This window comes from Neobacillus sp. KR4-4 (genome assembly GCF_042136325.1).
Taxonomy (GTDB): Bacteria; Bacillota; Bacilli; order Bacillales; family Cytobacillaceae; genus Neobacillus.
Window position 1 is genome coordinate 1 of the sequence record NZ_JBHHJU010000053.1, and the last position, 8,295, is coordinate 8,295.

Genomic DNA, 8,295 nt, shown 5'->3' on the forward strand with positions numbered 1-8,295 from the left:
GCCGCTAGACTCCGAAGAGTCTCGCTCGACTTGCATGTATTAGGCACGCCGCCAGCGTTCGTCCTGAGCCAGGATCAAACTCTCCAAGAAAGTTGATTAGCTCATTTGTTACGTTGGCTCATGTTCTTACTATATTAATAGAAGAAACATGATTAATATTGTTTGTTTTGCACGATTTTGTTTGTTTAGTTTTCAAAGAACAATTTTGTATGTCAGAAGCGACATTTGTTATTATATCAACTCTCTATCATTATGTCAATATAATTTTTAACTTTCTTCGCTATCACTTTTAACTAGTAAGCCTTCCGTTAAAAGCAACTTTATTATAATAACACCTTCATTTACATTTTGCAACAAGCAGTTTTAATTTTTCTACTGATTTATGGTCAACATTATTCTAGGAAAAATATTCATATAATTTCCTTCAGATCTTCTCTTAGAATTTCATGACTATCACCCCCTTTCCTAATAATGAGAGTAAAATACAAAAAGCCAAGGAATTAACCCTTGGCTCATTGATTAGATTTAATGTTTTACAACTACAATCGTTCTCTTTGCACTCTTATTACCTGCCTTATCCTTTGCAGTTACAGCAAGTTTTGTGCCTTTTTTCTGTGCTTTGATTTTTACTGAGTAGTTTCCTTTTGAGTCAGCTTTAGCTGAGCCAAGGGTTTTACTTCCTACTTTCACGGTGACTCTTGAGTTCGCTTCAGCTTTCCCTTTTACTTTTTTATCATTATCATCTACTTTATAAACAGTTGGCTTTTTCGGTGGAATTACATCTGCAACAGTTACCGAAGCACTTGAACTTACATTCCCCGCACGATCTTTAGCACTAACGGTTAATTTCGCCCCTGCTTTTTGAACAGCGATCTTAACAGAAAACGCTCCATTAGATGCTGCTTTCGCCGTTCCTAATACTTTGCTTCCGTTTTTAACCGTAACGGTAGAGCCGGCCTCTGCTTTTCCAGTTACGACTTTGTCATTATTATCAACCTTTTTCACAACTGGTTTGCTTGGGGCAACAACATCCGCAACCGTCACGGTTACACTTGCACTAACATTCCCGGCGCTATCTTTAGCCGTGATGGCTAACTTTGTGCCCGCTTTTTGAACAGCGATCTTTGCTGAGAAAGCACCATTAGACGCTGTCTTGGCAGTTGCTAGTACTGCATTACCACTTTTAACGGTAATGGTAGATCCAGGCTCTGCTTTTCCAGTTACAGATGTATCGTTGTTATCAACCTTGTTTACACCCGGCTTATTGGGCGCAACGTTGTCCACAAATCCAGTTACAATTGCATATAAATCTTCTTCCGTATTATCGTCATATTGGTCGTTATCTTGGTCTAGAACACCCACATAGTATGTACCACCTTTAGCTTGATACGCCTGGTACTCATACCCTTCCTCATCAACTTCAGAGCCTAAATATACTAATTTATCATTCTCAACAAAATCCTTTTGCACTGCAGCGAATCCTAGATCAATCGCACTTGAGTTAGCACCGCCAGCTACTAATAGTATTCCATCCCTAGGCACAACTACTTTATGAAAATCTAGATCATACAATGGAAGTAATTGACCAATCATTGGTTTTTCATAGGAAGTCGCATCAGCATAATTAAATTCATCGTTAGGCTCCGTTTCAAACAAAAAGTCTTCACTACTAGAGACACTACTCCTACTCGCAGCTCCCATTTTATGAAAACTTTTTGCTGAATATGATGGAGAACCTTTTACTTCCTTTTGAAGTTGATTTAACGCATGAGAATCAATGATACCTTTTTGAAGTGGCTTTTCAACCTGACGTTCAATGAATTTCTTTGAAAAATCATACTCGTTTCCTTCTGCCTTAACAGTACCAATAGACCAACTTGATGCTAATAACCCGACGGCAACCAACGATAAGAACCCTTTATTACGCACAAAATCCCTCCGGTAATTCATTATAAAGAACACTAAGCTATACCTATACTACTACATACTTCCTGTCGAGACCATTAGATTCGATAGGCATTTTTCTACAAAAAAATAAACACCGGTACCGTAAAATAATATAATCACACAATACTTTCATAGCAGAAAGACCAACTCGGACAGGAATAGAGAACTCTTCTTAACCCCATAATAACTAATCTAGTAAATCCAATTCTAGTAATAATGTCGATAGCTGTCTTCTTTGAAGGGATTATGTTATGTAAATTAACTAGAATAATTCTGAATTTTTTGTTAAGTTAAAACTATCCATTACTAACAGGGGGGAATGAAGTGACAAAAGCATCTATCATAATTGGGATTATTTTAGCAGTTTTAATAGGCGTAAAATACGGAGGATTTAATTTCAGCGACAATAAGGCCGCATCTGAAAAAAAACAAGAGAAAGTAGAAGCGAAAGCTGTTCAAGATAATGTCAAAAAAGAGAAGGAAAAGGAGAAAAAGAAAGCAGACAAGCAGCAGACAGCTAAAATTGGCGGAGTTCAATATGATATTGGGATTGATGACAGTAGTTCACAAGAAGCGGTGATCGATGTGATGCACAAAATGACACATCAAAAAGTGAAAGCAAAAGAAAAATGGGGGGCCATTCCGATGATTCCCGATACGATTAACCAAGTTTATACCATTGTGGAGAACAGTGAATTCGCGCAAAAAGCTGATTTACTAGCCATTTTAGGTAATTGGAAAAAGGGCATTTTTTCTGAAATAGATGATGACCACAACTATTTCTGGACCTACCAAGGTGGGACAGTCGGCAAAGCTTATGGAATCATGAGCCAGTCAGAAGAAGAAACGTTCATCCGGAATAACTTTAAAGAAGAAGATCTTGTAAGTGAAGCAAGCTCCCAATAATAATGGGGGCTGTTATTTTGCCTCTTATTCCTACCGGTTTATCTTTTGGTAGACTAAGTAGATATTAAATGGGGAGTTAATTCCCCTCTCCTACCTAAAAAACTTGCTCCTTTTCAACAAAAAAAGAACCACAGGGTCCTTTATTAATAGATATTCTTACTTGGTTTACCACATCTGATGCATTTACTAGTGTAATAACTGTACTTATGTCGTCTGCGAAAGAGACACAGAATGAATTTAAAACTCAAATAGAACCACTCCTTCTGAATGATAAATCAGGCTGTCCAGCCATCATAGTTCCATCTTTGATCAGTGACTTAGCATCTCTACTTTTCAAGAGGTTTGCCTTTCACAGGTGGAATAATTATCTAATTTAATATTAGCACTCTAATAGTATTTTCAGAAGACTAACATTTCGACTGCAATCGACAAAATTATTAGAAATGTTAATCTCTTCACGGATCAAATACCATAAGTGTTGTCTTCAAAAAAATCCCACTTGAGCATTCCGAAATGGAATGATTTATAATGAACAAAAATGCAGGATGAAACACAGGCCAACGGCCAAAAAAATCGAACAAAATAAATTCGAAATCGGAGGATATACGGACATGAGAAAACTCGTATTGTTCATGCATGTGTCGCTGGACGGGTACGCGTCGGATTCTAACGGAGGACTCGATTGGATTCCGTACGACGAGGAATTAGAGAAATACGCCGAGGGGATTGTAGCCGAAGTCGGAGCTCCCGTTTATGGACGCACGACGTATCGGATGATGGAGAGCTACTGGCCTACGGTGCTGGACACTCCGAATGCGTCGAGGCATGATCTGGAGCACGCCAAATGGCTGCAGGATGTGAAGAAGATCGTCATTTCCGGGACGATGGACAAAGTGGATTGGAACAATACGATGCTGATCAAGGACAATATCGTAGAGGAAATCAAGGTACTCAAGGAACAGCCTGGCAAAGATCTTGTTATCTTCGGCAGCCCAGGAGCGGCGAAGACGCTGCTGGAGTTCGGCCTGATCGACGAATTCCTTCTTACCATTTGTCCGATTGTCCTGGGCGGCGGGAAATCGGTATTCGACGGAGGCAGTGAGAAAATCAGGCTCAAGCTGCTGTCCAGCCGAACGCTCAATTCGGGCATTATCGCGACCCGATATGGGGTAGAGAAATAGCCGCACAAGGTTTTCCTCTAAAGGGTAAGACAGTCATATATATTAACATAGACTTTGTTAAAAATGGGATGGCTACTGCGATCCCTTTCTTATTGACCAACAAAGCAGATCAATAAAATAACGAATGTCCCTCCTACAAGTGGAGGGACATTCGTTATTTTTGCTTTGCAATCTCAGCTCTATTAGGGGCTAGTGGCGGCTGTTCTAACCATTTATTCTCTACCATAAGATTAAACCATTTCTTGGTGCCCGTTAGATTGCCAAGGATAAAGCTTTCGTAAGTTGTAACAAGGTCTGTTCGCATAGAAGAGGCTAACCCTGCCCCGTAATAGTTTTGTGCTGCTTGGAAGAAGAAGCCTACATGATACAACATTAATTTATCAGAAAAAGGAGAGACTGTTGATGTCGTTACCTCTGTTTCCCACGATTTTGGAACTGGTAAATTATCTGCTTGCAGGATTTTAGACAAGGTTTTTATACGTTTATTAGCCACTTCCACAGCATACGTGAAAAAATTCCTTAATTCCTTTGTTTGAGCCACTTGACTAAATCCAATACCAAGTGTTTTAGCCATAATGCTTTTCTTAATGTTTAATGAAATACTTATCATTTCTATTGCAGATAATCGTCTTTCTTTTCCGAAAAGCCCGTCTGAAAAATCTGTGCTAGAAATAAATTCAGGTTCCTCTGTAGGATAAAAGAAAGGATCTCTTTGAAAATCCCCTTTTTCAAGTAATAAATCAATTGTATTATGATACAATCTTTTTGCATCGTTATTACAACGATCGTAAAAATCTCTAAGTTCTTTTCTTACAGAAACACTAAATGCAGTGGTATGCCCTAACAATCCGTGCAATGTCATAATATGTAAATAATTCAAACAATAGATATCAGAATAAAGTCTCCCTGCTCCTTCATTCAGATCCGATTCAGTAAATCCAATGGGAACGGGAAATCCTTCTTTTTCTAAAAAGCCTTTTATGGCTGTCTTCTGTTTTTCGAAAGTCTTGATAGCATCCTCAAAAGTATTCTTTATTGATTCATCTTCAATAATAGTGAACATATATCTATTTACTACATCTGTCATTGTACCATTTACATACTCGCCCCATAGCGTTCCTATTTCGGAAGATGTCAGTTTAATCTTGTCCTGTTCCATATTATCACCTCCTTGTTATTATTTACTGATTCAAAAGGAGTTATGAAAATTAACCAAACCAAAACATTTAATAGAAATGATGATTTAACTAAAAAAGGACTGTACAATTTTCTTTTTTTTATTTATACTGTATTATAACAACAGAAACATTTAATAACTGTATTAATAAAGGGGGATTTACAATGTTAATGAGTCCAGTTGAATTTTTTCGCAATTTGCCAAAGAAGGAATGCACAGAATGCGGGAAGCATATGCAAGAGCAAGCAGAAAGTTACATGATGGATTGTGAACAATGTTTATCCAAAAAAGAAAAGTAAAGTTTGTTAACCCTCCAGCATATTGCTGGGGGTTTTTTATTTTCTTATAAGCGAGAGAGAACTCCCAAAAAGACTGTTATATTGTGAACACTTTCACCCAAACTACCGGGTGTATTACTTAATGATCCGGCAGCTTTTCTTGTTGAACTAAAGTGACAGGTAGATTTAACGAAATCAAAAATGTTGATGATTTTTGTGTTAAAATTTTTGTGGATGAATTAAAGGAGATTTTCACATGAATTTTTTTAAAAATACCTTATCTTATTTGTTTATGTTACCTGCCATCCTAATAGGAACTTTTGCTATGGTTTCAACTGGTGTGTCACCAAGCATTTGGATTCAAAACATACTAATCTGGTTATTGGGAACTTTTTTGGGTTCTATTTATTTAATGCGTAATAAGGAAAAAAGATTAAGTAAAGGCAATTTTCTTCCAACCGTTGTAATAATAGCTTTATTAGTTTTTCCCTTCTTTTTTAACGGTTCCGACGGGATCCATCGCTGGTTAACTTTTGGACCCATTAATGTATATATAGCAAGTATTATTTTGCCACTATTAATTATTCAGCTATGGAAATTAACATTAAACCACCATGAAATCTATTCAATAGGATTTTACTTTATCACCTTAATTATATTGTTATTTCATCCAGATGCAGGTCAATTAACCGCATTTGCATGTGCAACGACTATTATTTTGTGGAAAAAGATTTGTCAATGGAATATAAAGTTTGTAAGTCTTATTCTTTCTGTCGCCTTTGTTATCCTGTCGTGGGTTTTTCTCGACGATTTAGCACCAGTTCCTTATGTAGAAGATATTATCTTTTTAGTGGCAGACCTTGGCATGGTCTGGTTCGTTATAGGTATTTTGTCTTTACTATTATTATTAAGCCCATTCTTTTTTTACGGTAAAAGAAATATCATATCCTTAACGTTAGGAGTTTATTTCTTAATGACGATGATTGTAACTTTATTTGGGAATTTCCCATTACCAATCATGGGATATGGAATATCACCTATCATCGGTTACTTTATTGCTATCAGTTGGGTTAAAAGGAATACATAAAGATTGATTACGTACGGGGGCATTACTTGAACAACGGTAATGCTGTTATGGATTGATAATAAACAAAGCGATTTAACATTATCCTGTGAGCCATAATAGACCAAAATGATAATATCTTGTCTTTTACAATTGAAGATCTACACGTATTATAATTGTTTCTTATTTGGCTAACGGGTGCTTGAGTTTAATTAAAATTAGAATGAATGACTTGAGTGGTCGTTCTTATCAATTGTTGATCTTGTAATAATCTCTCTTATTAGGTGCAAGATAATAACGATTAATTCGTGGAGGTAATCTGTTGTGCTTAACAAAAGAAGGAAGATAACATCGTTATTTTGGATTGCTATACTTGGCTTAATTTTAACAACGATATATACAATAATCCTTGGTATTTTAGGATATAGGACAATGAACAGGATCGATTATATTTATAAAAATAATAAACAAAGTTCAAAAAAAGGTTAATTAAGAGTGGCTGAGAAGTCGCTCTTTTTTATCCTTATTTAACTAACGAAGCAGGCTACTTTAAGAAGGAATATATTTAATTGTAGCAAGACCAAACTAAGATTGTCTTTGAATATATTAAGTTTTGGATAACTCCAGAAAAAATGAAAAAAATACGAAAAAAAGAAGAGCGGAGGGTTTACAATGTCTTTTTGCTAATGAAGAGGGCAAGTTTGAAATAGATACCAATATTAATTTCCGTGAATCCATACCAAACGTTGATAAAGATTTAAATGGAGATTCTTTGACCAGTGATGCCTTCACTGTTTTTTACGATGAAAAAACAGGAGAAATCATTCCCGTCGAATATTTGAACCGTCATAGTGGATTTACTGAAGACGGTAGAACCTTAATGATCATTGATGGAATGGTATATAGTAGGAGATGGATCCCGATTCTGAAGGATTAAGATCTGGCCAAGAAAAAATGATCCATTAAAATTGATACATTACAAAAAAATTTAAGCGTGGATATGATTGGTATAGTTCAACAGGGAACAAATAATAAAAAGATTTAGTTATAGGAATGATATAAAATACATATTAGATGGAAGTTGATTTATGTGGCTAATAAAAAAACATACGCTTTAGCGATGTTAATCATTCCTTGGATAACTGTTCCTTTTATAGGAAGAAATCACTTTTCAGGTTTTTACCTGTAGCAAGTTTTGTTAATTTATTCTTAAGTGTGTTAAGTGTAATTGCTAATAAGAAAAAATGGTGGGTAAATAAAAATCCTTTATCTCCCGGTTTTGTGGATTTTACCTATATATTAGGTCTCTATTTTGTAACCACACTATGGGTATTTAAACTAACATATGGCAATTTTCTGAAATATTTAATTACAAATATAGTAATAGATGCCGTTTGCGCATATCCTTTTGCACAATTATGGGAAAAGGTAGGAGTCTTTAAATTTAAGAAGTTGAATCATACTATATGGTATTTTATATGTGTGTCATTAGCAATTATTATTTATGGGTTTCAGTATTTAATGGAAAAATCGATTATTAAAAATCAAGACTCGGTTTAAAGAAATACTTTAGAGTAAAATAACAAGGTTTAGTTTGTGAAAATATATACTTAAAGTAAACCAGCTAATAGTTTGTCAATATTTTTCAATAAAAAATAAAATTTAGTCATGATATACTAAAATTATGCATGCCAAATAACCTTCCACTAACTGATGATTGGAAGGTTTTGTCTTATTTAACTA

7 protein-coding genes, 1 rRNA gene and 1 riboswitch are annotated in these 8,295 nt (G+C 35.5%); of the genes, 5 read left to right on the forward strand and 3 right to left on the reverse strand.

Annotation, left to right across the window (positions count from 1 at the left end):
• Positions 1–90 (reverse strand): 16S ribosomal RNA (locus tag ACE198_RS27490); the annotation flags it as partial.
• A gap of 435 nt (positions 91–525) precedes the next feature.
• Positions 526–1,929 (reverse strand): Ig-like domain-containing protein, encoded by a 1,404-nt coding sequence (locus ACE198_RS27495; protein ID WP_375377748.1) that lies wholly within the window; start codon positions 1,927–1,929, stop codon positions 526–528.
• Between the two features lie 342 nt (positions 1,930–2,271).
• Between ACE198_RS27495 and ACE198_RS27500 the strand changes: the two genes are divergently transcribed.
• Both ACE198_RS27500 and ACE198_RS27505 read left to right on the forward strand, forming a co-directional pair.
• Complete coding sequence (locus ACE198_RS27500) at positions 2,272–2,853, forward strand: DUF6241 domain-containing protein (protein WP_375377749.1); 582 nt, start codon at positions 2,272–2,274, stop codon at positions 2,851–2,853.
• Between the two features lie 275 nt (positions 2,854–3,128).
• Positions 3,129–3,210: riboswitch (cyclic di-GMP riboswitch) on the reverse strand.
• Between the two features lie 254 nt (positions 3,211–3,464).
• Positions 3,465–4,034: a dihydrofolate reductase family protein gene (locus ACE198_RS27505; protein ID WP_375377750.1), complete on the forward strand. Its 570-nt coding sequence runs from the start codon at positions 3,465–3,467 to the stop codon at positions 4,032–4,034.
• A 154-nt stretch (positions 4,035–4,188) separates the two neighbouring features.
• Here ACE198_RS27505 and ACE198_RS27510 read toward each other — a convergent pair whose 3' ends face one another.
• Positions 4,189–5,193: a DUF3231 family protein gene (locus ACE198_RS27510; protein ID WP_375377751.1), complete on the reverse strand. Its 1,005-nt coding sequence runs from the start codon at positions 5,191–5,193 to the stop codon at positions 4,189–4,191.
• A gap of 182 nt (positions 5,194–5,375) precedes the next feature.
• Between ACE198_RS27510 and yhfH the strand changes: the two genes are divergently transcribed.
• The 3 genes from yhfH to ACE198_RS27525 all read left to right on the forward strand — a co-directional run bounded on the left by yhfH (position 5,376) and on the right by ACE198_RS27525 (position 7,489).
• A complete protein-coding gene (gene yhfH / locus ACE198_RS27515; protein WP_098576542.1) occupies positions 5,376–5,510 on the forward strand; it encodes a protein YhfH in 135 nt (44 codons plus the stop codon).
• 235 nt (positions 5,511–5,745) lie between these two features.
• Entirely contained in the window at positions 5,746–6,576 is an 831-nt protein-coding gene (locus tag ACE198_RS27520; RefSeq protein WP_375377752.1) for a hypothetical protein, read from the forward strand.
• A 589-nt stretch (positions 6,577–7,165) separates the two neighbouring features.
• Positions 7,166–7,489 (forward strand): hypothetical protein, encoded by a 324-nt coding sequence (locus ACE198_RS27525; protein WP_375377753.1) that lies wholly within the window; start codon positions 7,166–7,168, stop codon positions 7,487–7,489.
• Positions 7,490–8,295 lie beyond the last annotated feature (806 nt).

What these genes read in the sequence shown, in the direction of transcription:
- yhfH (WP_098576542.1), top strand. Translation starts at nt 5,376, where the DNA reads ATGTTAATGAGTCCAGTTGAATTTTTTCGCAATTTGCCAAAGAAGGAA.
- ACE198_RS27505 (WP_375377750.1), top strand. Translation starts at nt 3,465, where the DNA reads ATGAGAAAACTCGTATTGTTCATGCATGTGTCGCTGGACGGGTACGCG.
- ACE198_RS27520 (WP_375377752.1), top strand. Translation starts at nt 5,746, where the DNA reads ATGAATTTTTTTAAAAATACCTTATCTTATTTGTTTATGTTACCTGCC.
- ACE198_RS27510 (WP_375377751.1), bottom strand. Translation starts at nt 5,193, where the DNA reads ATGGAACAGGACAAGATTAAACTGACATCTTCCGAAATAGGAACGCTA.